This window comes from Azospirillum oleiclasticum (genome assembly GCF_013423485.1).
Lineage (GTDB): Bacteria > Pseudomonadota > Alphaproteobacteria > Azospirillales > Azospirillaceae > Azospirillum > Azospirillum oleiclasticum.
In genome coordinates this window covers 74,376-99,710 of record NZ_JABFFR010000027.1, presented here as the reverse complement: position 1 = coordinate 99,710, position 25,335 = coordinate 74,376, and the positions used below count along the sequence as shown (strand labels likewise).

Here is a 25,335-nt window from a genome sequence, read left to right as displayed (position 1 = left end):
TGCCGGGTGCTGACGGAATTGCCGCGGGCCGACCATGGCGCCGCGTCCGCTCCGTCGCGAAAGATCGCGTCAAATCAATATGTTATGAACTGGCACGCGACGTGCTTTCCGGATGGTCGATCATCGCGGCGCATAAGGCGCGGAGGAGCAGCATGTCGATCAACCGGATCCTGTCCAACGGCGTCCTCGGGGCCACCGCCCAGAGCCATGCCCTGAACGTGATCTCCGACAACATCGCCAACGCCCGGACGACGGGCTACAAGCGGTCGGAGGCACAGTTCTCGGACTTCGTGGTCACCGACCGGTTCAGCAACCGGCTGGATGGCGCCGGCGTGCGTCCGGGCGAGCGGTTGCGCACCGACAGCACCGGATCGATCGAGCAGACGGGGCAATCGACCAACGCCGCCATCATCGGCAACGGCTTCTTCCTGGTCCAGGAGATCGACCAGGCGACCGGCGACCCGGCCCTGACCTCCGCCCAGCTCACCGCGAACAACCGCATTCCCGAGCTGACCCGCGCCGGCGACTTCTCCGAAGACCAGTACGGCAATCTGGTGAACAGCACCGGCCGGGCGCTGATGGGCTTCAAGCTCGACAGCTCCGGCAACACCATCGCCGACGGCACCTCGGTCAACGACCTGGAGCTGGTGTCGGTCGATGAGATGCGCAGCTATTACCAGGGATCGACCACCCTGTCGGTCGCCGGCAACCTGCCGGCGTCGGCGAGCTCGGACGGCGACGATCCGTTCAAGGGCATCCCGACGACCATCCGCGCGGTGGACAACGAGGGCCGCTACGCCGCCGTCTCCCTGACCTTCAAGAAGACCGCGGACAACGCCGACGGCTCCGCCAACTGGGAGGTGTACGAGGACGGCGCCGTCTACGACGACGGCAGCGCCGTGCTGCGCACCGCCGCCACCGGCCTGCTCGGCGGCATCACCTTCGGGCCCGACGGCACGCTCACCGGCGGCACCGACGGCGAGGATGTCACCTTCGCCCTGGCGCTGGGGTCGAACTTCAACAACGTGGCCCTGAACATCGGCCAGTACGGGTCGCTGGCCGGCATCCGCAGCGTGCCCGACGTGCCGCTGACCGGCATGTCCAGCGGCCAGGACGGCATCGCCGCCGGCACCTACCGCGATGTGGAGATCACCAGCGACGGCTATGTGCGGGCCACCTACGGCAACGGCGAGTACCGCGACTTCTACCAGGTTCCCAACGGCGTGGTGATCAACCCGACCGACCTGGAATCGGTCAGCGGCACCGCCTTCCGGGTGACGGAGAACAGCGGCGAGCTGCGGCTCAAGACCTTCGGCAGCGAGGCCTCGCCCGAGGGCGAGACGCCGATGACGGTGGGGGCGGCGCTGGCCACCGGCGCCATCGAGCAGTCGAACACCGACATCGCCGACCAGTTCACCACCCTGATCGTCGCCCAGCGCACCTATTCCGCCAACACCAAGATCATCAGCACCGCCGACGAGATGACGCAGACGGCGATGGGCCTGAAGGTGTGATGACGGCCACGGCGGTCGCGAACCGGGCCAAAAAACGAACACCCCCTCCTCCGGTCCGGAGGAGGGGGTGCCGACCGACGGAAGGCTGTGACGGAACCGGAGCCTCAGTTGGCCTGACGACGCAGGAATGCGGGGATGTCGAGCTGCTCCTCGTCCGCCGCGGTCATCTTCGGCTGGCCGCCCTCCATGCCCATCATGGGCTGGCGCTGCGGCTGCGCCGGGGCCTGGGGCACCGGGGCGTGCGCGTGCTGGGCCGGGTTGTGCTGGGCCGGGGCGTGCTGGGGGGCGTGGTGGTGCGCCGGCTGGGCGGGCTTGGGCGGCTCGGCGGTCTCGTGCCCACGGCGGGCGAGGCCGGTGACCAGACCGAACAGCGACATGCGCTTCTTGGCGGCGGCCTCCGGGCCGTCGTGACCGGCGGTCGGGACCGGGCCGGCCGACAGCGGCTGGCGCGGGCCGGGGTCGGCCGGAGTCGGGGCGATGAAGTGGCCGTCACGGCGCTCGCCGTGCAGCGGGCCGGCGGCCGGCTTCGGCTGGGCGGCGTGCTGGTGCTGCACCGGCTGCTCGTAGCCGTGCGTCTGCGGCGCGGCGTAGGACTGCGGGGCGGCCTGCGGAACGTGCTGCGGCTCGGCCTGCACCGGCTGCGGGGCCGGCTGGGCCTGGTGGTGCTGCGTCTCGTAGTGGGCGTCCATGCGCGGGGCGGCGGAGGACGTGATCACCGGCTGGCTCTTGAGCGCCGCAGCGGTGGTCGCCGACATCGCCGGGGCGGCGACCGCCGGGGACGGCACCGGGGCGTGGTCGTGCAGCGGACGGGCCGGGGCCGCGGCGTGCAGGCCGGGGACGGCGCCCGGACGCTTGGAGCGGTCGCTGACCAGCGACAGGTTGACCGGCTGGGCCGCCGCCGGGCGCGGGTGCGCCATGGCGGCGGCGTCGATGCCGGTCGCCACGACCGACACACGCATCGTGCCTTCCAGGGTGCTGTCGAAGGTCGAGCCGAAGATGATGTTGGCGTCGGGATCGACCTCGTCGCGGATGCGGTTGGCCGCCTCGTCCACCTCGAACAGGGTCATGTCGTAGCCGCCGGTGATGTTGATGAGGACGCCGCGCGCCCCCTTCATCGACACGTCGTCCAGCAGCGGGTTCGAGATGGCCGCCTCGGCCGCCTCGATGGCGCGGCGCTCGCCGCCGGCCTCGCCGGTGCCCATCATCGCCTTGCCCATCTCGGTCATCACCGAGCGGATGTCGGCGAAGTCCAGGTTGATCAGGCCGGGCATGACCATCAGGTCGGTGACGCCGCGCACGCCGGAATGCAGCACGTCGTCGGCCATCTTGAAGGCGTCCGCGAAGGTCGTCTTCTCGTTGGCGATGCGGAACAGGTTCTGGTTGGGGATGATGATCAGGGTGTCGACATACTGCTGCAGCTCTGCGATGCCGTTCTCGGCCAGCCGCATGCGGTGCGCGCCCTCGAAGTGGAAGGGCTTGGTCACCACGCCCACGGTCAGCAGCCCGCGCTCGCGCGCCGCCCGCGCGATCACCGGGGCGGCACCGGTGCCGGTGCCGCCGCCCATGCCGGCGGTGATGAACACCATGTTGGCGCCGTCCAGATGCGCCGCGATCTCCTCGATCTGCTCCTCCGCCGCGGCGCGGCCCACGTCCGGCTTGGAGCCGGCGCCGAGACCGCGGGTGACGTTGGTGCCGAGCTGGATGCGCTTCTCGCAGAGGCTGCCCTTCAGCGCCTGCGCGTCGGTGTTGCCGACGACGAACTCCACGCCTTCCAAATTCGACTTGATCATGTTGTTCACGGCGTTGCCGCCGGCGCCGCCAACGCCGAACACGGTGATGCGCGGCTTCAGCTCGGGCTCGATCTGCGGGATGCTGACATTGATCATGTGGGCCTCCACAACCTTCCTTGGTTCCGTTCCGTCGGGTTCGTGCGCAGTGCGGGCGGCGTCGCCACCGCCCGGTGGGCGTTCCTGGGCGCGGCTACAGGTTTTCCCTGAGCCACAGACCGACCCGCCCCCACAGGCCCCCGGCGCTCACGGCCTCGAAGCCGGATACCGGAAGTTCGGTGGGATGACGGACGGCATGGATGAGCAGGCCCGCGGCCGTGGCGAAGGCCGGACCGGACCGGGCGTCGCCCAACCCGGCGATCCGCGTCGGGCGGCCGATGCGGACCTGCTTGTCGAGGATGAGCTGGGCCAGTTCCCGCGTGCTCGGCAACTGGCTGGCCCCGCCGGTCAGCACGACGCGGCGGCCGGCCAGCTTGCCGAAGCCGGACTGCTCCAGGTGCGAGCGCACCAGCTCGAAGATCTCCTCCAGCCGGGGCTGGATGATGCGGACGAGCAGCGACTTGGGCACGTGGTTGCCCTGGCCGCGCTCCTCCTCGCCCACCTGCGGCACGTCGATCATCTCGCGCTCGTCCGACGCGCTGGCCATGGCGCTGCCGTGCAGCGTCTTCATGCGCTCGGCGTGGACGACCGGGGTGGTCAGGCCGCGGGCGATGTCGTTGGTGACGTGGCCGCCGCCGATCGGCAGGCAGGCGGTCCACACCATGTTGCCCTCGAAGAAGACGGAGATGGTGGTGGTGCCGCCGCCCATGTCGATGCAGGCGACCCCCAGCTCCATCTCGTCCTCCACCAGGCAGGACAGGGCCGAGGCGTAGGGGCTGACGACCACGCTCTCGATGTCCAGGTGACAGCGGGCGACGCAGGTGTGCAGGTTGCGGACGGCGCCGGCGGACGCGGTGATGACGTGCACCTGCACGCCCAGCCGGTCGCCGTACATGCCCTTGGGATCGCGGATGCCGCGGTTGCCGTCCAGCGAGAAGCCGGTGGGGATGGCGTGGACCAGGGACGATTCGGGGCCGATCTGCAGGGCGCGCGCGCTCGCCATGGCGCGCCGCACGTCGGCGTCGTTGACCTCCTGGCCGGGGACCGAGACCTCGGCGTTGAACATGTGGCTGACCGGGTAGCCGCCGGAGATGTTGACGACCACGTCGCGGATCGTCTCCCCCGCCTGCTGCTCGGCCGCGTGGACCGCGGCGCCGATGGAGGTCTCCGCCGCCTCCATATCGACGATGGCGCCGGCGCGCACGCCGGACGCCAGCCCGTGCCCGACGCCGACCACGCGCAGGTTGCCCGGGTCGTCGACCCGCGCGATCAGGCAGCAGACCTTCGTCGATCCGACGTCCAGCGCGGCGATGGTCCCGCCGCGCGTCGGTCGTTTCGGCTTCTTCACGCCATTGAAGCCCATCGTCAGCACCCCCCGGCCGCGTTGACGCTCATATCTTCTTCCCCGGCTTCTTCTTGTCCTCTTCCGCGCCGGGAAGAACGGCGGTGGAGGACGTCTGCAGCACCATACGGTCGGGCTGACGCAGATCGACCGCCACGATGTCGCGGTCGAGGACGCGCCCGCTGTGGTCGAGTTCGGCGAGCTGCTGGAGGGCGGTCTGCATGCCGGATTCCGGCAGCTTCACCATCACCCCGTTGTTCAGCTTCAGGTCCCAGCGGCGGTCGCTGACCCACACCGCCGCCGCCACCCGCGGCAGCAGCGACGGCACCCGCTCCAGCGCGGCCAGCAGCTTGGGCACCTGCTGCGGGGCGTTGGCGCCCACCACCTGGGGCAGCGTCTCGATCCGCATGTTGCCGCGCCGCGCCAGCTCGGTGGCGTCGGCCAGCGGGCGGCCATCGCGGTCGATCACGGTGAAGCGCCGCTCGTGCTGCCAGATCGCCATCGGCTGCCGCTCGCTCAGCCGGACATACAGGATGTCCGGCAGGCGCCGCTCGACCGCCGCGGCGGAGACCCAGGGAAGCTGCTCCAGCCGCGCCTTGGCGTCGTCGAGGTCGATGGCGAAGATCGGGTCGCCCCGCTCCACCCCGAGCGCGCCCAGCACGGAGGCACGGTCGGTCTCGGTCCGCCCCTCCACCATCACGTCGCCCAGCGCGAAGCCGAAGGCGGCCGCCTTGTCCTGCAGCAGGACGGCGATCGAGTTGCCGAAGCCGGTCAGCGTGTCCGACCGCACCGCGTTCCACACGGCCAGCCCGCCGATCGCCAGCGGCAGCACCACCACGGCGAGCTTGATCGCCGGACGCGCCCAGCGCGGCCAGGCGCGGCGGCGGTTGCCGCGCTGGGCGGAGTCCGCCATCGCCTTGGGCGGCGGCGGGGTGTCCATCTTGCGTCGGGAGGCGGTCGGCGCTGCGGTCATCCGGCGTGCTCCACCATCCAGGCCACCAGCGTGCCGTAGCCGATGCCGAGGTGCGCCGCCTGTTCCGGCACCAGCGACAGCGGGGTCATGCCCGGCTGGTTGTTGATCTCCAGGAAGTACAGCCCCTCGGTTCCGGGCTTGCGGTCGTCCCAGCGGAAGTCGCTGCGCGACACGCCGCGGCAGCCCAGCGTCCCGTGCGCCAGCTCGGCCACGCGCTTGGCCTCCTCGAACACCACCGGGGGGATGGCGGCGGGGATGACGTGCTCGGCGTGGCCGGCGGTGTATTTGGCGGTGTAGTCGTAGACGGTGGCGTGGAAGACGATCTCCGTCACCGTCAGCGCCTTGCCGCCCATCACCCCGACGGTCAGCTCGCGGCCGGGGATGAACTCCTCCACCAGCGCCCGCTCGCCGAAGGTCCAGCCCTCGCCCACCGGGGCGTTCTGCCCCTCGCGCACCAAGGTGACACCGACGGTCGAGCCCTCGTCCACCGGCTTGACGATGTAGGGCGGCTCCATCGGGTGCCCGTCCGCCAGCTCGCCGCGGTGCAGCACGCGCCCCTGCGGCGAGCGGATGCCGACGCCGGCGAGCACGCGCTTGGTCATCGCCTTGTCCATGGCGACGGCGGACGCCAGCACCCCGGAATGGGTGTAGGGGATGCCCAGGAACTCCAGCACGCCCTGGATGGTGCCGTCCTCGCCGCCGCGGCCGTGCAGCGCGTTGAAGACCACATCGGGGCGGGGATCGGACAGGGCCTGCATCAGGCCGGCGAGGTCGCGCTGAACGTCCACCGCGGTGACCGTGTAGCCCTCCTCCTCCAGCGCGCGGGCGACCCCGGCGCCGCTGACCAGCGACACCTCCCGCTCCGCCGACCAGCCGCCCATCAGGACGGCGACATGCCTGTGGCGCTGTGCACTCATCGCGCGTCCCCCTTGGCCAGGCCGATCCGCTTGATCTCCCACTCCAGCATGATGCCGAAGCGGTCGAAGACGCGGCGGCGCACCTCCTCGCCCAGCGTCTCCAGGTCGGCCGCCGTGGCGCCGCCGAGGTTCAGCAGGAAGTTGCAGTGCTTCTCCGACACCTGCGCCACACCCACGGTCAGGCCGCGGCAGCCGGCGGCGTCGATCAGCTCCCACGCCTTGCGGCCGGGGGGATTCTTGAAGGTGCTGCCGCCGGTGCGGGCGCGCACCGGCTGGGTATCGGCGCGCTTCGCGGCGATGTCGTCCATGCGGGCGCCGATGACGGCGGGATCCTCGCGGGTGCCGCGCAGCAGCGCGCCGGTGAAGATCACATCGTCGGGCACCGCGCTGTGGCGGTAGGTGAAGCCCATCTCGGCGGCGGTAAAGGTCAGCCGCGCGCCGCGCCGGTCCACCCCCTGGGCGGCGATCAGCACGTCCCGCATCTCGCGGCCATAGGCGCCGCCGTTCATGCGCAGGGCGCCGCCGATGGTGCCGGGGATGCCCGACAGGAACTCCAGCCCACCGATGCCGGCGTCACGCGCGACGGCGGCGACGTTGAGGTCGAGCGCCGCCGCACCCGCCGTGACGTCGGTGCCCGCCGCGTCGATGTCGGCGAAGCCGCGGCCGAGCCGGATCACCACGCCCGGCACCCCGCCGTCGCGCACCAGCAGGTTGGAGGCGACGCCGATCACCGTCACCGGCACCTCGTCGGGCAGCGCGTCGAGGAAGACCGCCAGATCCTCGGCATCGGCCGGGCGGAACATCACCTCCGCCGGGCCGCCGACGCGGAACCACGTCACCGGCGCCAGCGGCGCGTCGGCGGTGAGCCGGCCGCGCACCCGCGGCATCACGTCGATGAGGTGGGGCTCGGTCATGGCGGAAAGGGCCGTCATCCGCCCACCCCCTGCGGCTCGGCCGCGCGCAGCCGGTCCAACTCGGCCGGCAGGGCGTTGGCCCACTGGGTGATGTTGCCGGCCCCCAGGCAGACCACGAAGTCGCCGGGCTGCGCCATCTCGCGGACGAGCCGCGGCAGCTCGTCCGGCCCGTGCAGCGCCACCACGTGGCGGTGACCGTGCATGCGCAGCCCCTCCACCAGCGCGTCGCGGCTGATGCCCTCGACCGGGGTCTCGCCCGCCGCGTAGACGTCGGCCACCACCACGGCGTCGGCGTCGTTGAAGCAGGTGCAGAACTCCTCGAACAGGTTGGCGAGGCGGGAGTAGCGGTGCGGCTGCACCACCGCGATGGTGCGGCCCTTGCCGGCGGTGCGGGCGGCGCGCAGCACGGCGGCGATCTCCACCGGGTGGTGGCCGTAATCGTCGATCACCGTCACGCCGCCCGACACGCCGGTGCGGGTGAAGCGGCGCTTGACGCCCTGGAACTTCGCCATGGACTCCCGCATCGCCTCGGCCGGGATGCCCATCTCGTGCCCGACCGCGAAGGCGGCCAGGGAGTTCAGCACGTTGTGCGGCCCGAACATGGGCAGCGTCACGCCGGTGATGGTGGCGCTCTCGCCCGTGGCGCGGTCGGACAGCAGCACGTCGTAGCGTGCCCCCTCCGGCCCCAGCTCCACGTTCACGGCGCGCACGTCGGCCTGCGGCGAGAAGCCGTAGGTGATGATGCGGCGGTCGGACACCCGCGGGATCATCGCCTGCACCTCCGGATGGTCGATGCAGAGTGCCGCGAAACCGTAGAAGGGGATGTTCTGGACGAAGCTGTCGAAGGCGGCCCGCGCGTTGTCGAAGGTGCCGTAGAAGTCCAGATGCTCGGGGTCCATGTTGGTGACCACGGCGATGCAGGCCGGCAGCTTCACGAAGGTGCCGTCGCTCTCGTCCGCCTCCACCACCATCCAGTCGCCGGAGCCGAGCCGGGTGTTGGTGCCATAGGCGTTGATGATGCCGCCGTTGATCACGGTGGGGTCGAGCCCGGCATGCTCCAGCAGGTTGCCGACGATCGAGGTGGTCGTCGTCTTGCCGTGGGTGCCGCCGATGGCGATGGACCACTTCAGCCGCATCAGCTCGCCCAGCATCTCGGCCCGGCGCACCACGGGGATCAGCGCGCCGCGCGCGGCCACCACCTCCGGGTTGTCCTTCTTCACCGCCGACGAGATGACCACGACCGCGGCGGAGCCCAGATTCTCCGCCCGGTGCCCGATCTCCACATGGATGCCCAGCGTGCGCAGGCGCTTGACGTTGGCGCTCTCCGCGAGGTCCGACCCCTGCACGGTGTAGCCGAGATTCTTCAGCACCTCGGCGATGCCCGACATGCCGATGCCGCCGATGCCGACGAAGTGGATGGTGCCGATGGTGAGCGGAAGGGCGCGCATGGCGGTTACTCCCTCCCCCGCCGCAGCATCAGGCAGAGGGTGGCGTCGACGGCGTTGTCCGACAGCGCCGGCGGCAGGGCGACGGCGCCGGTGACCACGTGCAGCCGGTCGCGCAGGAAGCCGTAGGCCGCCGCCTCCCGCGGGATCAGCGGGCAGTCGGGCCGGCGGCTCCAGGCGTCCTCGGCGCGGGTCGGCCGGGCCGGCCAGGCGTGGAGCGGGCGCGCGGTGCGGCGCGTGAGATTGCGCAGACCCTTGTTCATTCCGCGGCCTCCGTGGCGTCGGTGGGTGGTTCGGTCGGGATGTCGGCGAGTGCGTACACGGCGTCGGCCAGCCGGCCGGCGGCGTCGTCCATGCCCCAGGCGTGCGCCGCCGCCGCGGCGACGGCAAGGTTATCGGGGTGTACCAGCAGGTCCGTCAACCGGTCTGCAAGGGCATCCGCCACAAAGGCAGGTTGCGGCACCAGCCACCCCGCTCCGGCGTCAACCACCGCGCGCGCGTTGGCGGTCTGGTGATCGTCCATGGCGTGGGGGTACGGCACCAGAATCGCCGGCCGGCCGATGCAGGTGAGTTCCGCCACCGTCGACGCGCCGGACCGGGTGATCGCCAGATGGCAGCCGGCCATGCGCTCCGGCACGTCGCGGAAGAAGCTCTGCAGGTCGACCGACCCCAGCCCGATGCCGGCGTAGGCGGCCCGCGCCTCCTCCAGATCCTCCGGCCGGCACTGCTGCGACAGGTGGATGCGGGCGCGCAAGGACTCCGGCAGGCGGGCGAGTGCGGCGGGCACCACCTCGCTGAACACCCGCGCCCCCTGGCTGCCGCCCATCACCAGCAGGCGGACGGGACCGTCGGCGGCGGGCGGCTGGTAGGCGGCGTGGCGCTGGGCGGCAATGGGCGGGCGCACCGGGTTGCCGGTGCGGATGATCTTGGCGCGGTGGGCCGGCTTCACCCCGGACACCTCCGGGAAGGCGGTGGCGATGCGCGCGGCACCCGGCACCAGCAGCCGGTTGGCACGGCCGAGCACGGCGTTCTGCTCGTGCAGCAGCACCGGCACCTTGGCCTGCGCCGCGGCGTAGACCGCCGGCACCGACGGGTAGCCGCCGAAGCCGACCACCGCGTCGGGCCGCAGATGGCGGATCAGCGCGCCGGACTGGAGCAGACCGCGCCCCATCACCAGCCCGGCCTTCAGCTTGCCCAGGAAGCCGGCGCCGGGGGCGGCCGCGTGCACGCGGTGCACCGGCACCTCCGGCAACTGGTCGCCGAAGGCGTGGCCGCGGCGGTCGGTCACCAGCTCCACATGCGCCCCCCGCCCCAGCAGCGCGCGCGCCAGCGCCTCGGCCGGGAACATGTGCCCGCCCGTGCCGCCGGCCGCGAGAAGGAAGATGGGGAGGTCGCGCGCCATGGCCGTCAGTCCCCCGGCCCGAAGCGCTTGCGGGTCAGCGCCAGCACCATGCCCATGCCGAAGCCCAGCGCCAGCAGCGACGAGCCGCCGTAGCTGATGAAGGGCAGCGTCATGCCCTTGGTCGGCATCAGATGCAGGGACGAGCCCATGTTGATCATCGACTGCAGACCGAACTGCACCAGCAGCCCGGCCGTGGCGAGGATCACGAAGTAGTTGTTCTCGTTGAACACCCGTGCGAAGCCGCGCAGCACGATGAAGCCGAAGGTGATCACGATCAGCAGGCAGGCGACCAGCCCCAGCTCCTCCCCCGCCACCGCGAAGATGAAGTCGGCGTGCGCGTCGGGAAGCGAGAACTTCACCGTCCCCTGCCCCGGCCCGGTGCCCATCAGCCCGCCGTTGGCGAAGGCTTCCAGCGAGCGGCTGACCTGATAGGTGTCGCCGGCCTGCGGGTCGAGGAAACGGTCGATGCGGCTGGTCACGTGCGGGAAGGTGAAATAGGCCATCACAAGGCCGGCCACCCCCAGCACCCCCAGCGCCACCACCAGCAGCACGTTCAGCCCGGCCAGGAAGAACTGGGTGAACCACACGGCCGACAGCACGAAGGCCATGCCCAGGTCCGGCTGCATCAGCAGCAATCCCACCGTGCCGCCGTAGAGCACCATCGACACGAAGCTGCCGGGAAAGCCCGGCGTGGTGCGCGACAGCGAGAAGAGCCACGCCGCCACCACCGCGAAGGCCGGCTTCACGAACTCCGACGGCTGGAGGGACAGGCCGGGGATGTGGATCCAGCGCCGCGCGCCCTTGATCTCCACGCCCACCACCAGCGTCGCCGCCACCAGCGCCAGCGCCACCAGATAGACGACGACGGCGGTGCGCGCGACCCCGCGGGGCGACAGCAGCGACACCGACATCATGATGATCGACGCCGGGACCAGCATCAGCAGGTGGCGCTCGACGAAGTAGAAGGTGTCGTCGATGCCGATGCGCTCGGCCACCGGCGGGCTGGCCGCGGTGATCAGCACCGTGCCCATCGCCATCAGGATGGCGAGCGCCACGAGCTGCCAGCGGTCGACGGTCCACCACCAGCGGCCGAAGACGGACTGGTCGGTGCGGTCGAAGGTGATCATGCGGCCGCCCCTCCCTGTGGAAGCTCGTTGACCAGCGCGGCGAAGGCCTCGCCGCGCTTCTCGAAATTGGCGAACTGGTCGAAGGACGCGCAGGCCGGGGCCAGCAGCACCGCCGCACCGGGCAGCGCGTCGTCCCACGCCGCCCCGGCGGCGCGGCGCACCGCCACGTCCAGCGTGCCGCAGCGCTCATGCGCCACGCCGTTGGCCTCCAGCCAGGTGGCGAAACGCTCGCTCGCCTCGCCGATCAGGAAGGCGCGGCGGACGCGCGGCATCAGCGGCTCCAGCCCGGCGAGCCCGGTGTCCTTGGCCTGCCCGCCGAGGATCCAGTAGACCGGCGCGTAGGTCGCCAGCGCCTTCTCCGCCGCGTCGGCGTTGGTGGCCTTGCTGTCGTTGACGAAGCGCACGCCGCGCAGCGTCGCCACCGTCTGCTGCCGGTGGGCAAGGCCGGGGAAGGTTCCCATGGCCGCGGCGATCACCGCCGCCGGCACGCCCGCCGCCTTGCAGGCGGCGAAGGCCGCGGCGGCGTTCTGCCAATTGTGCCGGCCGAGCAGCGTCGGCAGGGTGGCGAGCTCCACCACCCGCTCCGCCCGGCCCTCGGTGTCGTCCACCAGCCAGCCGCCGTCGGCGTAGACGCCGCCCGCGACCGGCCCCTCGGCGCTGATCCGCCACACCCGCGGACCGCCGGCGGCGGACAGCCCGTCGGCGATGGCGCGGCAGTGCGCGTCATCCACCCCGACGACAGCCGTATCAGCCCCCGTCTGGCCGCGGAAGATCAGGCGCTTGGCGGCGATGTAGCCGTCCATGCCGCCGTGCCGGTCCAGATGGTCCGGCGTGATGTTGAGCAGCACCGCCACGCCGAAGACGATGGAGCGCGTCAGTTCGAGCTGGTAGCTCGACATCTCCAGCACATAGGTGCCGCCCTCGCCCATCGGCGGCAGCGTCAGCACCGGCGTGCCCAGGTTGCCGCCGACGGCCGAGCGCCGGCCGGCGGCCTGCATGACGTGGGCGATCAGGCTGGTGGTGGTGGACTTGCCGTTGGTGCCGGTGATGCCGATGAAGGCGGCGTCCGGCTCGGCGCGGCCCAGCAGATCGACGTCGCACAGCGGCTCGATCCCGGCGGCGCGTGCGCGGACCGCGGCGGGGTGCGGCTTGGGAAAGCTGTGCGGGATGCCGGGGGACCAGACGAGGGCCGCCAGCCCCGACAGGTCGGCGGCCAGCGGGTCCACGACGCGGAAGCCGGCGGCCTCCGCCTCCCCACGCTTGGCCGCGTTGTCGTCCCACACGCGGACGTCGGAGCCCGCGCGCAAAAGCGCGTCGGCGGTGGCGAGGCCGGACTTGCCGAGCCCCATCACCGCCACCGCACGGCCTTGCAGGAAGGAGAGGTCGATCATCCCGGCCTCACCGCAGCTTCAGGGTGGAGAGGCCGATGAGGGCCAGGATGGAGGCGATGATCCAGAAGCGGATGACCACCGTCGGCTCCGCCCAGCCCTTCTTCTCGAAGTGATGGTGCAGCGGCGCCATGCGGAACACCCGCTTGCCGGTCAGCCGGAAGGAGGTGACCTGCACGATCACCGACACCGTCTCCAGCACGAACAGCCCGCCGATGATCGCCAGCACGATCTCGTGCTTGGTGACGACGGAGATGGCGCCCAGCGCCCCGCCGATGGACAGCGAGCCGGTGTCGCCCATGAACACCATGGCCGGCGGCGCGTTGAACCACAGGAAGCCCAGCCCCGCCCCGGCCAGCGCCCCGCAGAACACCGCCAGCTCGCCCGAGCCCGGCACATGGTGGATCTGCAGGTAGTTGGCGAAGATGGCGTTGCCCGACAGATAGGCGATCAGGCCGAAGCAACCGGCCGCGATCATCGCCGGCACGATGGCGAGACCGTCCAGCCCGTCGGTCAGGTTCACCGCGTTCGACGCGCCGACGATGACGAAGGCCGCCACCGGCACGAAGAACCAGCCCAGCTCGATCACGAAATCCTTCACGAAGGGCACCGCCAGCCCGGTCGCCAGCGTCGGCTGCGCCACCAGCACCACGGCGATGGCGGCGGCGACGCCGAGGCCGACCTGCCCGATCAGCTTCGCCTTGCCCGACATGCCCTTGGGGTTGCGCTTGGTCAGCTTCAGATAGTCGTCCTGGAAGCCGATCAGCCCGTAGCCGATGGTCACGCCCAGCACGATCCAGGTGTAGGCGTTGGTCAGGTCCACCCACAACACGGTGCTGATGGTGACGGCGATCAGGATCATCAGCCCGCCCATGGTGGGCGTGCCCTTCTTCTTCAGGTGGGTCTCGGGGCCGTCGGTTCGGATCGGCTGCCCCTCCCCCTGCTTGCTCTTCAGCCAGGCGATCAGACGCGGGAAGAAGACGAAGGAGATGACGAGCGCGGTGATCACCGCCCCGCCGGTCCGGAAGGTGAGATACCGGAACAGGTTGAACGGGCTGAAGACGTCGGCCAGGGGGAAGAGCAGGTTGTACAGCATCGCCGTCGCCTCAGCCCCGCTTGCCGTTGACCAGGGCGGCTGGCGCCACCCCGTCGCGCGGATGATCGAGCGCCGCCAGCGCCTGCACCACCAGGGCCATGCGCGACCCCGCCGACCCCTTCACCAGAACCACGTCGCCGCCGTGCACGGCGTCCGCCACCAGCGGGGCCAGCTCGGCGCTCGCCTCGGTCCAGTGGCCGCGCATGGCCGGCGGCAGTTTGTCGTAGAGCGCGCGCATGTGCGGACCGCAGCAATGCACGGTGTCCACCCCCGCCTTGCGCAGCGGCTCGGCCAGCGCGGCGTGGAGCTGGTCGGCGCGGGCGCCCAGCTCGCGCATGTCGCCCAGGACAGCCACGCGCCGCCCGCCGGCGCCGGGGTCGAGCTTGCCCAGCACCTCGAAGGCGGCGGTCATGGCGGCCGGGCTGGCGTTGTAGCTCTCGTCCACCAGGGAGAAGGCGCCGGCCCCGCGAACGGGGCTGAGCTGGATGCGCTGACGCACCCCGCGCCCCTTCACCGGCTGGAGCGACGACAGGGCGCGCGCCGCGGTGGCGAGGTCGGCACCCGCGGCACCCGCGGCCAGCAGCACGGCCAAGCTGTTCATCACCCAGTGCCGCCCCGGCAGCGACAGGCAGTATTGCAGCCGCTCGCCCTTGATCACCGCGGTGACGGCCGAGCAGGTGGCGTGCAGGGAGCAGTCGACCAGCCGCGCGTCGGCGCCATCCTGGCTGCCGAAGCTCCAGACGCGGCCGATGCCCTGGGCCTTGGCGGCCTTGGCGAGGCGCCCGAAATGCGGGTTGTCGCGGTTCAGAACGGCAACGCCCTGCGGCGACACGCCCTCGAAGATCTCGGCCTTGGCGTCGGCGATGGCCTCCACCGACGCGAAGAACTCCAGATGCGCCGCCTCCACCGTGGTGATCACGGCGACGTCGGGCCGCACCTGCCGCGACAGCGGCCCCAGCTCGCCCGCGTGGTTCATGCCCAGCTCGAACACGCCGTAGGCGGCGCCGGCCGGCAGCCGGGCGAGGCTGAGCGGCACGCCCCAATGGTTGTTCAGCGAGCCTTCGGTGGCGAAGGTCGGCGCCTGACCCGACAGCACATGGCGCAGCGCCTCCTTGGTGCCGGTCTTGCCGACCGAACCGGTGACCCCGATCACCCGCGCCGCCGCCCGTGCCCGCGCCGCCTGACCGAGGGCGCCCAAGGCGTCCAGCGTATCACCCGACACGAGCAGCAGAGGCGCCCCCGCGGGAAGCCCGTCGGGGGCGTGATCGACCAGCGCCGCGGCGGCGCCCTTCGCCAGCGCGTCGGCGACGAAGCCGTGCCCGTCGAAGTTCGGCCCGCGGATCGCCACGAACAGGTCGCCCTGCGCCACCGTCCGGCTGTCGATCGACACGCCGGTCGCCGTCCACGTGCCTTCCGTCGCTCCAGTGGCCCGGCCGCCCGTGGCGGCGGCCGCATCGGCGGCGGTCCACAGCACGGTCGTTCCCGGCACAGGCGTCCCCACTCCCTCGCTCATTCCCCAACCTCCGCTACGGCGGCCCGGGCCTCGGTGGCGTCGTCGAACGGCCTGACCTCGGTCCCGACGGTCTGTCCCTGCTCATGTCCCTTGCCGGCGATCACCAGCACGTCGCCGGCCTGCAGCCCGGCCACCGCCGTACGGATGGCCTGCCGCCGGTCGCCGATCTCCTCCAGCCGGGCGCTGCCGGCCAGCACCTCGCCGCGCACGAAAGCCGGATCCTCGGTGCGCGGGTTGTCGTCGGTGACGATGGCGCGGTCGGCCAGCCGGCCGGCCAGCTCCCCCATCACCGGCCGCTTGCCGCGGTCGCGGTCGCCGCCGCAGCCGAACACGCAGACCAGCTGCCGGGCCGCGTGCGGTCGCAGCGCCCGAAGCACCGTCTCCAGCGCGTCGGGCGTGTGGGCGTAATCCACATAAATGGCGGCGCGGTTGGCGCGGGTGGCGACGTGCTGAAGCCGCCCCGGCACGCCCTCCAGCCCGGCCAGCGCGTCGAGCGCCCGGTCCCGGTCGCCACCCGAGGCGATGACGAGGCCGAGCGCGCAGAGCGCGTTCCAAGCCTGGAAACGCCCCACCAGCGGCAGCTCCACGATGAGATCACGGCCGAGAACGGTGAGGTGCAGGCGTTGCCCGTGGGCCAGTGGCTCCACCGCCCGCACCGCCAGCTCGCGGCCGGTCAGACCATAGCCGAGAACGGTCGTTGCGCGGCTGGAACAAATCGCGGCAAGGGTGGCGAAGGCGTCCGAATCGGCGTTCAGCACGGCCGTGGCGCCGGCCGGCAGCACCCGGCCGAACAGCGCGGCCTTGGCCGCCAGATAGGCCTCCATGCTGCCGTGGTAGTCGAGATGGTCGCGCGTCAGGTTGGTGAATCCCGCCGCGGCCAGCCGCACCCCGTCCAGCCGGAACTGGTCGAGGCCGTGGCTCGACGCCTCCATCGCCAGATGGTCGATGCCGGCATCCGCCAGCGCGGCGAGGTCGCGGTGCAGCGCCACCGGGTCCGGCGTGGTCATGGAGCCGTAGCGGTCCACCCCCGGCCCGATCAGCCCCAGCGTGCCGAGGCTGGCGGCCTTGTGGCCGAGCGCGGCCCAAATCTGGCGGACGAACTGCACGGTGGAGGTCTTGCCGTTGGTCCCGGTGACGGCGACCACCGTCTCCGGCTGCCGGCCGTGGAAGGCGGCGGCCATGCGCGCGAAGGCGTGCCGCGGCTCGTCGTCCTCGATCAGGGTCACGCCGGCGGTCCCGTCCGGCAGCGCCGTGCCGCGGGGGGCCAGGATCGCCACCGCCCCCTTGGCGACCGCATCCATGATGTAGGCACGCCCGTCGGCGCGGCTGCCCGGCAGGGCCGCGAACAGGAAACCGGGCCCCACCGCGCGGCTGTCCGCGGTGAGCCCGGTCACCTCGACGTCGCCCGAAGGCGCGTCAGTTCGGCCGGAGAGTCGGGACAGACGCAACGGTGCTTCCCTTCGTGCTGGCGGCGGCGGCCTTGGTCGGAATCGGGGCGGCGGGTGCGGGCGGGTTGAGATCCACGGCGTTGCGGATTTCGGGCAGCGTCTCGTCGTACACCGGCACGTTGAGCAGCGGGCCGATCTGGCGGATCACACGGCTGACCGCCGGAGCGGCGACCCAGCCGCCGGTGGCATAGCCGAAGGTCTTCGCGGTCGCCTTCGGCTCGTCCACCATGACGAACACGATGTAGCGCGGGTCGTGCATGGGGAAGGCGCCGACGAAGGACGACAGCCGGGCGTTCGTGCTGTAGCTGCGCCCCTTCTGCTTGTCGGCCGTGCCGGTCTTGCCGCCGACCACATAGCCTTTGACCTCCGCCGACTTCGCGGAACCGTCGGTGACCACCAGCCGGAACAGCTTCCGCATCATCCGGGACGTCTGGTCGGAAATGACCCGCTCGCCGGGAACCTCGGCATCGGGGTCGCGTTTGAGGATCGTCGGCGGGTGTATGATCCCACCGTTGATCATCCCGGCAGCCGCCGCGATCGTGTGCATGGGGCTGACCGAGATGCCGTGCCCGAAGGAGATCGTCATCGCGTTGATCTCGCGCCACGGGTTGGGCACGAGCGGCCAGCCGTTCTCCGGCAGCTCGATGGCGGTCGGCCGCATGAAGCCCATCTTGGTCATGAACGCCTTCTGGGCCTGCACCCCGACCTGCAGCGCCATGCGCACCGAGCCGATGTTGGAGGAGTACTGGAAGATCTCCGGCACCGTCAGCCAACGGTTCTTCCCGTGGTAGTCGCTGATGGTGAAGCGGCCGATCTGGATGGAATGGGAGGCGTCGAAGCTGTCGGCCAGACGCACCTTCCCCGAGTCGAGCGCCATCGCCGAGTTGAAGATCTTGAAGGTGCTGCCCATCTCGTACACGCCCAGCGTGTTGCGGTTGAACAGCGTGTTCTCGTCCAGCCCGGTCGGGTCGTGCGGATCGAAGTCGGGCAGCGAGACCATCGCCAGGACCTCGCCGTTGCGCACGTCGTAGATCATGCCGGCGGCACCCAGCGCCCGGAATTCCTCCGTCGCGGCGGCCAGCTCCTTGCGCAGGATGTGCTGCAGCCGCAGGTCGAGCGAGAGCTGGAGCGGGCGCGGGTCGGTGCGCAGCCGCTTGTCGGCCCCCTGCTCCATCCCGGCCAGACCGTTGTTGTCCACACCGGTGAAACCCACCACGTGCGAGGTGAGGTTGGAGGTGGGGTAGAAGCGCCGCTCCTCCCGCTCGAAATAGACGCCGGGGATGCCCAGGCGGAAGACCTGGAAATGCTGCTTCGGCGTCAGGTTGCGCTTGATCCAGATGAAGCGTTTGCCGCTCGACAGCTTCTCGGTCAGGTCCTTCAGGTCGAGCTCGGGCAGCACCGCGACCAGCTTGCGCGCGGCCTCCTTGGGATCGATCACCAGCTTGGGATCGGCGTAGAGCGACGCGGTGGCCAGCGAGGTCGCCAGCAGGTTGCCGTTGCGGTCGGTGATGTCGGCGCGCGCCACCGGCAGGGTGCCGACCTCGGCGACGAGCGCCTGCTTCGGCTCCGACACGTGGCGCAGCACGGTGGCGTCCACCAGCTTGGCCGAGATGGCGGTGAAGGCCAGCGCCACCATGGCGGCGGTCACCATCAGCCGATTGCGCGTCTGCTCCAGCGCCACCGACAGGGTGGTGCGCGGACGGACGGCGGACGGCGGCGGGCCATCCGCGCGCAGCTCGTATCCGGACAGCGTGCCGTCGGTCATTGGTTGCCTCCCAGCCGGGCGATCAGCACCCCCATCGCGTCGTTGGCGACCGGAATGGTCGGGGTCGAGCGAGTCGCCCCACCGCCGGCGACCCGGGCCGGCATCGTCTCCGCCGGGCGGGACGGGGACGGGCGCGCGCCCTGCGACGGCTTGACGGCAGCCGGCGGCTTGGCCACCGCGACCGTGGCGCCGGTCTCCCGGCCCACGCCCGCCGGAGCCGCCGCCGGAGCGGTGATGACGGCGGGCGTCAGGACGGCCGGAGCGCCACCGCCGGTGGAGGCCAGCGTCGGCACGGCCGACGGCGGCACCCGGCCGGGCTTCGGCTGGGAGGCGACGTTGGGAATGCTGTGCGGGGCCGGCGCCGCCGGCAGCGGCTCGGTCACCATGGGGGTGGGACGGAACGGCACCACGTCGAGCGCCAGGAACTGCCGCGCCTCCGCCGGGCGCAGGTCGGTGTGGGAGCGGGCGAGATTCTCCAGCCGCGTCGGGTCGTTCAGGAAGCTCCACTCCGCGCGCAGGACCTGGATGGCCTCCTGCTCGTGCACGATTTGCCGGTTCAGGGAGGCCAGCTGCTCCTCCATCTCCTGAACCTCGTAGCTCGTCTCGAACAGGACGGCACCGGCGACCGCCGCCAGGCCAAGCCAGATCAGCGCGTGTTTCCCGTTCATCAGGCGGCTTCCTTTCCGGGCGCCGGGAAGGCCGGCGCCGTCGTGCGTTCGGCGGCGCGCAGCCTTGCGGAGCGCGCGCGGGGGTTGTTGTGCTGCTCCGCAGGCCCGGGGGCGACCGGCTTGCGGTGCAGCAGGCGGAGTGACGGCGGGCGCGCCGGGGTGACGGCGGCCGGCAGATGGCGGGACGGGGCCGGCGGCGGCTCCGAGCGTTCCCGCAGGAAGCCCTTCACCGCCCGGTCCTCCAGCGAGTGGAAGGAGACGACGGCCAGCCGCCCGCCCGGTGCCAGCAGCCGCTCCGCCGCGGCGAGGCCGCGGGCGATCTCCCCCATCTCGTCGTTCACGTGCATGCGCAGCGCCTGGAAGGTGCGGGTCGCGGGGTCGATGCCGTCGCGCGACTTGGGCACCGCCGACCGCACGATCTCGGCCAGCCGGCCGGTGCGCAGGATGGGCGCCTCGGCGCGCGCCGCCACGATGGCGCGGGCGACCCGGCGGGCGAACCGCTCCTCCCCCAGATGGTGGACGATGTCGGCCAGTTCCGATTCGCCGGCGCCGTTGACCAGATCGGCGGCGGTCGTCCCATCCCGTCCCATCCGCATGTCGAGCGGGCCGTCGAATCGGAAGGAGAAGCCGCGCTCCGCCTCGTCGATCTGCGGGGAGGAGACGCCGAGGTCGAGCGCCACCCCGTCCGCCGCCGTCACGCCGTGCTCGGCCAGCAGCCCCTGCATGTCGCCGAAGCGGCCTTCCACCACCTCCAGCCGGCCGGGGTAGCGGCCGGCGAGGTCGCGCCCGCGCGCCACCGCCGCCGGATCGCGGTCGATGCCCCACACGCGGCAATCGGCCGCGTCCAGGATGGCGCAGGCGTAGCCGCCGGCGCCGAAGGTGCCGTCCACATAGACGCCGCCGTCGCGCGGGGCCAGCGCCGCGACCACCTCGGCCAGCAGGACGGGGATGTGGGAGGAGCCGGTCATGCGCCCTCTCCCGCCCGCGCGCCGCGCTGCGCCTTGGCGACGATCTGGCTGAGCGAGATGTCCTTCTTCACGACCTGCTCGCGCAGCGCGTCCTCGTGCGCCTTCAGCGCCGACGGCTCCCAGATCTGGAAGGTCTTGCGGCGGCCGATGAAGGCGGCCTCGTCGCCGACCCCGGCGATCTCGGCCAGATCCTTGGGAAGCCCGACGCGGCCTTCGTTGTCGATCGTCAGCGGCACCATCTTCCCGAAGATAAAAGTTTCGATCATCTCGCGCTCTTCGGCGTCGAGGTCGGGCGACTCCAGGCTGTCCGACAGGATGTCGATGTAGTCCTGATCCGCACCCTCCAGCGCCGGATGGTTCAGGGACGGCCAGACATAGAGCGCGTTGGGGGCCGACGTCTTGGCAAGGGACTGGCGGAACTGCGCCGGGATCGAGACGCGCCCCTTCCTGTCAACCTTGTTGACGTGCGTGGACAGGAAAACGGCCATCCGTTTCCAAACCCCTTGCCCAGTTATGACGGCCGCCGAAGCGGCCGCCGACCCCCATTTGCCCGCCCGACCAACCCCACCCCGAAAGGTGCGGTCCCGTTCGTTACTGGGCTGACATGGGATAGCATGGGACAGAGCCGGGCGTCAACGGGGGCCCTAGTATTCAGATAGGGCTGTCAAGAGTTTTCGCCCTTTAGGCACAGCGACGGCAATAAGGTGTCGTGATATGCGAAAGCATACGCCTTTTTGGAGAGATTCCGGTAGAGACCAAAGCATTCGTATACGAGTCGATCGGAATGTTCCTAAAATGTGCCGTTTATTAATGCCTACAAATGTCGCAATCGGTCCGAATCAGGACTCTGATGCCGCGGCCGAACCTGTCCCGTTACAGCCATCATAGCATGGGATGGGATGGGATGTTGCCCCACAGCTATCCACCGGCTGTGGACAAGGCTGGGGATAACGGGGACGAAGCCCTGTGGGCCGCCCGATCGAATGGGGAGCGCGGTACGGGGGTGTGTTGAAGCGTCAGATGGCCTGTAAGCCGGGTTCTGTGTCCCGGCACCGGTCGCCCGGTGCCGGGCGATGGCCATTCATCTGGGACGCCCGTTGCCGGACGCCTCGCGCGACCAACCCGAACAGCGGCGCGGAAACACGCCTGGCCCACGCCGTCCCATGGGAAGAACCCCCGTGGGTGGTCTGGACCGTGCCGTCCCTATTCGGTCTTGCTCCCGGTGGGGTTTACCGTGCCGCCCCCGTCGCCGGGGGCGCGGTGCGCTCTTACCGCACCCTTTCACCCTTACCGCGGGCCCGAAGGACCGCGGCGGTTTGCTTTCTGTGGCACTTTCCCTGGGGTCGCCCCCGCCGGCCGTTAACCGGCACCGTGTTTCCGTGGAGCCCGGACTTTCCTCCCCCGGCCGGAGCCGAAGGCGGCCATCCGGCCATCTGACGCGGCGCCTTATGTATTGGGGATCGGCGGCCGACGCAACGCCCGTTTTCGCCGCCTGTGGGTAACTCCGTCCCGGCGGCCGGGCGCGACGGGGCGTCGCCGGGCTTTCACGGCCTTCCTCCCGAGTCGCATCTGGCGCTCGGCCGTGTCCGCGCTTACAAGGGCGGCTCCACCATCGACTTGGGAAAGCGGCGGCCGTCATGCTGAAGCGTTTGTACGACTGGACCATGGCCAAGGCGGCCTCGCGCCACGCCACCCGATGGCTGGCGGGCGTCTCCTTCGCGGAGAGTTCCTTCTTCCCCATCCCGCCCGACCTGCTGATGATCCCGATGATCCTCGCCAACCGCCAGGCGGCGTGGCGCATCGCGGCGATCTGCACCGCGGCCTCGGTGGTCGGCGGCATCGCCGGCTACATGATCGGCTTCTTCCTGTACGAGACGATCGGCCGCTGGGTCATCGACCTCTACCATCTGGAGGCACAGTTCGCGGCGCTGCGCGACACCTTCATCCAGTACGGCGCCGAGATCCTGATCATCAAGGGGATGACGCCGATCCCCTACAAGCTGCTGACCATCACCGCGGGCGTGGCGCATCTGGACATCTGGGTGTTCATCGGGGCCTCGCTGATCTCGCGCTCCATGCGCTTCTTCCTGGTGGCCGCCCTGCTCTACTGGTTCGGCGAGCCGATCCGCATCTTCATCGAGAAGCGCCTGACGCTGGTCACCAGCCTGTTCGCCGTGGCGCTGATCGGCGGCTTCCTGGTGATCAAGCTGATCTGAGCGACCGGAGTCGGGTCAGGGCGACGGGGCCGGCCCGACGTCTCGCGGGCGCCGCATCAGCGCCAGCCCGGCGAGCCCCGCGCCGAGCCCGATGACGACGAGGATCAGCAGCCCGAACACTCGCGGTCCCAGCATGGGCAGCGCGCCGAACACCGTCGCCCCGTCCTGCACCAGCGACACGATGGGAACGCGGCGGTCGTCGGGATCATAGGCGTCCTCGTCCTCCATCTCGGGGCCGATGACGGTGAGTGTGGCCGGACGGCCGGTCGCCACCGCCTCCACCATCGCCTCGTTGCTGTCGAACCAGCCGACCTGGCGGGTGAAGACATAGGGCTGCCCCTCCACGGTGAGCAGCAGCCGCCAGCCGCCGGCACGGCCGGAGGAGGCGTATTCCAGCCCCTTCTCCAGCACCATGCCCGCGACGGTCACGCGCGGGGCGGCGACGGTGATCCAGCCCAACAGCGCCGACATGCCCAGGCAGAGCGCCGACACCGCCAGCACGGCGGCGACGGCGATCCCGCGCGCGATGCGGCTGCGCCGGTTCACGGCCACTTCACCTCGGGCGGCAGGCTCATCAGGATGGCCTCGGTGTTGCCGCCGGTCTTCAGCCCGAAGGTCGTGCCGCGGTCATACAGCAGGTTGAACTCCACATAGCGGCCGCGGCGGACGAGCTGGTGCTCGCGCTGCTCCGCCGTCCAGGGCTCGTTCATGCGGCGGCGGACGATCTCCGGATAGACATCCAGGAACGCCAGCCCGACGTCGCGGGTGAAGGCGAAATCGCGGTCCCAGTCGCCGGTGTCCAGATTGTCGAAGAAGATGCCGCCCACGCCCCGCGTCTCCCCCCGGTGCGGCAGGAAGAAGTAGCGGTCGCACCATTCCTTGTAGCGCGGGTAGTAGGCGGGATCGTGGCGGTCGCAGGCGGCCTTCAGGGCACCATGGAAGGCGGCGGTGTCCGCCTCGTCCGGCACCATGGGGGTGAGGTCGGCGCCGCCGCCGAACCAACCCTGGCTGGTGACGATGTGGCGGGTGTTCATGTGGGTGGCCGGCACCAGCGGCGAGCGCATGTGCGCCACCAGACTGATCCCCGCCGCCCAGAAGCGCCCGTCCTCCGCCGCACCGGAGATGTTGGCGCGGAATTCCGGGCTGAAGGTGCCGTGCACGGTGGAGATGTTCACCCCCACCTTCTCGAACACCCGGCCCCGCATGATCGACATGACCCCGCCGCCGCCAGGCATCCCGGCGTGGTCGGTGCGCTGCCACTCCTTGCGCTCGAAGCGGCCGGGGGGCATGGCGGCGTGCTCGGTACCGGTCAGCTCGTCCTCCAGCCGCTCGAACGTCGCGCAGATGCGGTCGCGCAGCAGGGCGAACCACGCGGCGGCTTCGGCCTGGCGGGAGGCGGGGGGAACGGTGGTCATCGCATCGGCTCCGGTGACGGCGGGACGGTGTGGTGGGATGCGGTGTCGGGGGGTGCGACGGTCTGTCGCAGAGCTTCCCCCAGGACCATTGCGGCGGCGAGCGCAACATTAAGGGAACGGGCGGGCGGCACCAGCGGAATCACGAGGCGCGCGTCGGCGGCCCCGAACACCGCGTCGGGAACGCCGTCGCTCTCGCGCCCGACCAGGATGCGGTCGTCGGGCGCGAAGCGGAAGGCGGTATAGGGGACGGCGGCCCGAGCCGTCAGCAGCACGAGTCGTCCGCTCCGCGAACCGTTGCGGTAGGCCTCCCAGGAGCTGTGGCGGGTCAGGGCGAGCTGGTCCAGGTAGTCCATGCCGGCGCGCCGCAACCTGCGGTCGTCAAGGATGAAACCGCAGGGTTCGATCAGATCCATGGCGACGCCGAGGGCCGCGGCAAGCCGCATCATGGTCCCGGCGTTCTGTGGAATCTCCGGTTCGAACAGGACCAGACGCAACGCGGAACCGACGGAATGACCAGCCATATGAGAGCGCCATCATGTTGCGTTGCAGCGCGCGACATCATGTCCGAAGACAAGGCCTTTTCAAGCGCCATGCGCGACGGTATACCGCACCTCCGTGGTCGGGCTCACCCATTCCGGCCGAATCCGGGTCGCCGGGCGCGGGCACCGCGCGGGCGCCCCCGGTCGTGCTTGAACTCGAAGGTCGAACGCATCATTCCGGCGCGCCGAGGCAGCTCGCGTGCCTGCCTTGAGGAGAAAGACGCTAATGGCTGAAACCACGCATCCGTCCGGCGTGGGCGCCCACGGGGCTCCCGACGGCGAGGGGACGACGCGCCGTGATTTCCTCTACCTCGCCACCGGAGCCGTGGGTGCCGTCGGTGTGGCCGCCGCCGCCTGGCCCTTCATCGACAGCATGAACCCGGCCGCGGACACGCTGGCGCTGGCCTCGATCGACGTCGACCTGGCGCCGGTCGCGGTCGGTCAGGCGATCACCGTGACCTGGCGCGGCAAGCCGGTCTTCATCCGGCACCGCACCGAGAAGGAGATCACGGAGGCGAAGGAGGTGAACCTCGGCGACCTGCGCGACCCGCAGCCGGACAGCGCCCGCGTCACCAAGCCGGAATGGCTCGTCGTCATCGGCATCTGTACGCATCTCGGCTGTGTCCCGCTGGGGCAGAAGCCGACCGACCCGAAGGGCGACTACGACGGGTATTTCTGCCCGTGCCACGGCTCGCACTACGACACGTCGGGACGCATCCGCAAGGGGCCGGCTCCGGCCAACCTTCCGGTCCCGCAATACGCCTTCACCGGCGACACCGCCATCCGCCTCGGCTAAGCC

General features: G+C 71.0%; 23 protein-coding genes and 1 other RNA gene. 3 read left to right on the top strand and 21 right to left on the bottom strand.

The annotated features are described in order from the left end of the window. The first annotated feature begins 152 nt into the window (after positions 1 to 152). Entirely contained in the window at positions 153 to 1,514 is a 1,362-nt protein-coding gene (locus HL658_RS24555; protein WP_180283768.1) for a flagellar hook protein FlgE, read from the top strand. A gap of 104 nt (positions 1,515 to 1,618) precedes the next feature. Here the strand turns inward: HL658_RS24555 and ftsZ are convergent, their stop codons facing one another. From ftsZ to rnpB, 18 genes are all read right to left on the bottom strand, one after another. After that, complete coding sequence (gene ftsZ / locus HL658_RS24550; RefSeq protein WP_180283767.1) at positions 1,619 to 3,400, bottom strand: cell division protein FtsZ; 1,782 nt, start codon at positions 3,398 to 3,400, stop codon at positions 1,619 to 1,621. Positions 3,401 to 3,494: 94 nt separating this feature from the next. Continuing rightward, positions 3,495 to 4,763 carry a cell division protein FtsA gene (gene ftsA / locus HL658_RS24545; RefSeq protein WP_180283766.1) on the bottom strand — a complete coding sequence of 423 codons (1,269 nt, stop codon included), beginning with the start codon at positions 4,761 to 4,763 and terminating at the stop codon, positions 3,495 to 3,497. Between the two features lie 28 nt (positions 4,764 to 4,791). Further along, positions 4,792 to 5,715 (bottom strand): cell division protein FtsQ/DivIB, encoded by a 924-nt coding sequence (locus HL658_RS24540; protein WP_180283765.1) that lies wholly within the window; start codon positions 5,713 to 5,715, stop codon positions 4,792 to 4,794. Continuing rightward, entirely contained in the window at positions 5,712 to 6,632 is a 921-nt protein-coding gene (locus tag HL658_RS24535; protein WP_180283764.1) for a D-alanine--D-alanine ligase, read from the bottom strand. The genes HL658_RS24540 and HL658_RS24535 overlap by 4 nt, the downstream gene beginning before the upstream one ends. Next, positions 6,629 to 7,564: a UDP-N-acetylmuramate dehydrogenase gene (murB, locus tag HL658_RS24530; RefSeq protein WP_180283763.1), complete on the bottom strand. Its 936-nt coding sequence runs from the start codon at positions 7,562 to 7,564 to the stop codon at positions 6,629 to 6,631. The genes HL658_RS24535 and murB overlap by 4 nt, the downstream gene beginning before the upstream one ends. Continuing rightward, entirely contained in the window at positions 7,561 to 8,994 is a 1,434-nt protein-coding gene (gene murC, locus HL658_RS24525; protein WP_180283762.1) for a UDP-N-acetylmuramate--L-alanine ligase, read from the bottom strand. Before murC ends, murB begins: the two co-directional genes overlap by 4 nt. Before the next feature lie 5 nt (positions 8,995 to 8,999). Next, positions 9,000 to 9,254 (bottom strand): hypothetical protein, encoded by a 255-nt coding sequence (locus tag HL658_RS24520; RefSeq protein ID WP_180283761.1) that lies wholly within the window; start codon positions 9,252 to 9,254, stop codon positions 9,000 to 9,002. Then, positions 9,251 to 10,393, bottom strand: coding sequence for an undecaprenyldiphospho-muramoylpentapeptide beta-N-acetylglucosaminyltransferase (gene murG / locus HL658_RS24515; protein WP_180283760.1), 1,143 nt, complete (start codon positions 10,391 to 10,393; stop codon positions 9,251 to 9,253). Before murG ends, HL658_RS24520 begins: the two co-directional genes overlap by 4 nt. 5 nt (positions 10,394 to 10,398) lie before the next feature. Continuing rightward, on the bottom strand, positions 10,399 to 11,520 hold the full coding sequence (ftsW, locus tag HL658_RS24510) for a putative lipid II flippase FtsW (RefSeq protein ID WP_180283759.1): 1,122 nt from the start codon (positions 11,518 to 11,520) through the stop codon (positions 10,399 to 10,401). Beyond that, positions 11,517 to 12,911 carry a UDP-N-acetylmuramoyl-L-alanine--D-glutamate ligase gene (gene murD, locus HL658_RS24505; protein WP_180283758.1) on the bottom strand — a complete coding sequence of 465 codons (1,395 nt, stop codon included), beginning with the start codon at positions 12,909 to 12,911 and terminating at the stop codon, positions 11,517 to 11,519. The genes ftsW and murD overlap by 4 nt, the downstream gene beginning before the upstream one ends. A 7-nt stretch (positions 12,912 to 12,918) precedes the next feature. Beyond that, entirely contained in the window at positions 12,919 to 14,004 is a 1,086-nt protein-coding gene (mraY, locus tag HL658_RS24500; RefSeq protein ID WP_180283757.1) for a phospho-N-acetylmuramoyl-pentapeptide-transferase, read from the bottom strand. 10 nt (positions 14,005 to 14,014) lie between these two features. After that, positions 14,015 to 15,517, bottom strand: coding sequence for a UDP-N-acetylmuramoylalanyl-D-glutamyl-2,6-diaminopimelate--D-alanyl-D-alanine ligase (locus HL658_RS24495; protein WP_180283756.1), 1,503 nt, complete (start codon positions 15,515 to 15,517; stop codon positions 14,015 to 14,017). Then, positions 15,514 to 16,965, bottom strand: a complete 1,452-nt coding sequence (locus HL658_RS24490) for a UDP-N-acetylmuramoyl-L-alanyl-D-glutamate--2,6-diaminopimelate ligase (RefSeq protein WP_180283755.1) — start codon at positions 16,963 to 16,965, stop codon at positions 15,514 to 15,516. The genes HL658_RS24495 and HL658_RS24490 overlap by 4 nt, the downstream gene beginning before the upstream one ends. Then, entirely contained in the window at positions 16,934 to 18,730 is a 1,797-nt protein-coding gene (locus HL658_RS24485) for a peptidoglycan D,D-transpeptidase FtsI family protein (protein WP_180283754.1), read from the bottom strand. Before HL658_RS24485 ends, HL658_RS24490 begins: the two co-directional genes overlap by 32 nt. After that, positions 18,727 to 19,398, bottom strand: coding sequence for a cell division protein FtsL (gene ftsL / locus HL658_RS24480; protein WP_180283753.1), 672 nt, complete (start codon positions 19,396 to 19,398; stop codon positions 18,727 to 18,729). Before ftsL ends, HL658_RS24485 begins: the two co-directional genes overlap by 4 nt. After that, positions 19,398 to 20,366, bottom strand: a complete 969-nt coding sequence (gene rsmH / locus HL658_RS24475; protein ID WP_180283752.1) for a 16S rRNA (cytosine(1402)-N(4))-methyltransferase RsmH — start codon at positions 20,364 to 20,366, stop codon at positions 19,398 to 19,400. Before rsmH ends, ftsL begins: the two co-directional genes overlap by 1 nt. Then, positions 20,363 to 20,854 (bottom strand): division/cell wall cluster transcriptional repressor MraZ, encoded by a 492-nt coding sequence (locus HL658_RS24470; protein WP_180283751.1) that lies wholly within the window; start codon positions 20,852 to 20,854, stop codon positions 20,363 to 20,365. The genes rsmH and HL658_RS24470 overlap by 4 nt, the downstream gene beginning before the upstream one ends. Positions 20,855 to 21,378: 524 nt before the next feature. Next, positions 21,379 to 21,803, bottom strand: an RNA gene (gene rnpB / locus HL658_RS24465) — RNase P RNA component class A. 200 nt (positions 21,804 to 22,003) lie between these two features. Between rnpB and HL658_RS24460 the strand changes: the two genes are divergently transcribed. Next, entirely contained in the window at positions 22,004 to 22,582 is a 579-nt protein-coding gene (locus HL658_RS24460; protein WP_180283750.1) for a YqaA family protein, read from the top strand. A gap of 15 nt (positions 22,583 to 22,597) precedes the next feature. Here HL658_RS24460 and HL658_RS24455 read toward each other — a convergent pair whose 3' ends face one another. From HL658_RS24455 to HL658_RS24445, 3 genes are read right to left on the bottom strand one after another with little or no spacing between them, the layout of a single operon-like run. Then, entirely contained in the window at positions 22,598 to 23,128 is a 531-nt protein-coding gene (locus HL658_RS24455; RefSeq protein ID WP_180283749.1) for a hypothetical protein, read from the bottom strand. Continuing rightward, a complete protein-coding gene (gene hemF, locus HL658_RS24450) occupies positions 23,125 to 23,997 on the bottom strand; it encodes an oxygen-dependent coproporphyrinogen oxidase (RefSeq protein WP_180283748.1) in 873 nt (290 codons plus the stop codon). Before hemF ends, HL658_RS24455 begins: the two co-directional genes overlap by 4 nt. Beyond that, positions 23,994 to 24,518: a tRNA (cytidine(34)-2'-O)-methyltransferase gene (locus HL658_RS24445; protein WP_246337838.1), complete on the bottom strand. Its 525-nt coding sequence runs from the start codon at positions 24,516 to 24,518 to the stop codon at positions 23,994 to 23,996. Before HL658_RS24445 ends, hemF begins: the two co-directional genes overlap by 4 nt. Positions 24,519 to 24,762: 244 nt before the next feature. Between HL658_RS24445 and petA the strand changes: the two genes are divergently transcribed. Further along, positions 24,763 to 25,332, top strand: coding sequence for a ubiquinol-cytochrome c reductase iron-sulfur subunit (petA, locus tag HL658_RS24440; RefSeq protein ID WP_180283747.1), 570 nt, complete (start codon positions 24,763 to 24,765; stop codon positions 25,330 to 25,332). Positions 25,333 to 25,335: the final 3 nt, after the last annotated feature.

Coding starts and splice junctions, on each gene's coding strand:
- HL658_RS24555 (WP_180283768.1), top strand. CDS start 153: ATGTCGATCAACCGGATCCTGTCCAACGGCGTCCTCGGGGCCACCGCC.
- rsmH (WP_180283752.1), bottom strand. CDS start 20,366: ATGACCGGCTCCTCCCACATCCCCGTCCTGCTGGCCGAGGTGGTCGCG.
- ftsW (WP_180283759.1), bottom strand. CDS start 11,520: ATGATCACCTTCGACCGCACCGACCAGTCCGTCTTCGGCCGCTGGTGG.
- HL658_RS24520 (WP_180283761.1), bottom strand. CDS start 9,254: ATGAACAAGGGTCTGCGCAATCTCACGCGCCGCACCGCGCGCCCGCTC.
- HL658_RS24495 (WP_180283756.1), bottom strand. CDS start 15,517: ATGAGCGAGGGAGTGGGGACGCCTGTGCCGGGAACGACCGTGCTGTGG.
- murB (WP_180283763.1), bottom strand. CDS start 7,564: ATGACGGCCCTTTCCGCCATGACCGAGCCCCACCTCATCGACGTGATG.
- HL658_RS24470 (WP_180283751.1), bottom strand. CDS start 20,854: ATGGCCGTTTTCCTGTCCACGCACGTCAACAAGGTTGACAGGAAGGGG.
- HL658_RS24445 (WP_246337838.1), bottom strand. CDS start 24,518: ATGGCTGGTCATTCCGTCGGTTCCGCGTTGCGTCTGGTCCTGTTCGAA.
- HL658_RS24460 (WP_180283750.1), top strand. CDS start 22,004: ATGCTGAAGCGTTTGTACGACTGGACCATGGCCAAGGCGGCCTCGCGC.
- petA (WP_180283747.1), top strand. CDS start 24,763: ATGGCTGAAACCACGCATCCGTCCGGCGTGGGCGCCCACGGGGCTCCC.
- ftsL (WP_180283753.1), bottom strand. CDS start 19,398: ATGAACGGGAAACACGCGCTGATCTGGCTTGGCCTGGCGGCGGTCGCC.
- murC (WP_180283762.1), bottom strand. CDS start 8,994: ATGCGCGCCCTTCCGCTCACCATCGGCACCATCCACTTCGTCGGCATC.
- HL658_RS24540 (WP_180283765.1), bottom strand. CDS start 5,715: ATGACCGCAGCGCCGACCGCCTCCCGACGCAAGATGGACACCCCGCCG.
- HL658_RS24535 (WP_180283764.1), bottom strand. CDS start 6,632: ATGAGTGCACAGCGCCACAGGCATGTCGCCGTCCTGATGGGCGGCTGG.
- HL658_RS24485 (WP_180283754.1), bottom strand. CDS start 18,730: ATGACCGACGGCACGCTGTCCGGATACGAGCTGCGCGCGGATGGCCCG.
- ftsZ (WP_180283767.1), bottom strand. CDS start 3,400: ATGATCAATGTCAGCATCCCGCAGATCGAGCCCGAGCTGAAGCCGCGC.
- ftsA (WP_180283766.1), bottom strand. CDS start 4,763: ATGGGCTTCAATGGCGTGAAGAAGCCGAAACGACCGACGCGCGGCGGG.
- murD (WP_180283758.1), bottom strand. CDS start 12,911: ATGATCGACCTCTCCTTCCTGCAAGGCCGTGCGGTGGCGGTGATGGGG.
- murG (WP_180283760.1), bottom strand. CDS start 10,393: ATGGCGCGCGACCTCCCCATCTTCCTTCTCGCGGCCGGCGGCACGGGC.
- mraY (WP_180283757.1), bottom strand. CDS start 14,004: ATGCTGTACAACCTGCTCTTCCCCCTGGCCGACGTCTTCAGCCCGTTC.
- hemF (WP_180283748.1), bottom strand. CDS start 23,997: ATGACCACCGTTCCCCCCGCCTCCCGCCAGGCCGAAGCCGCCGCGTGG.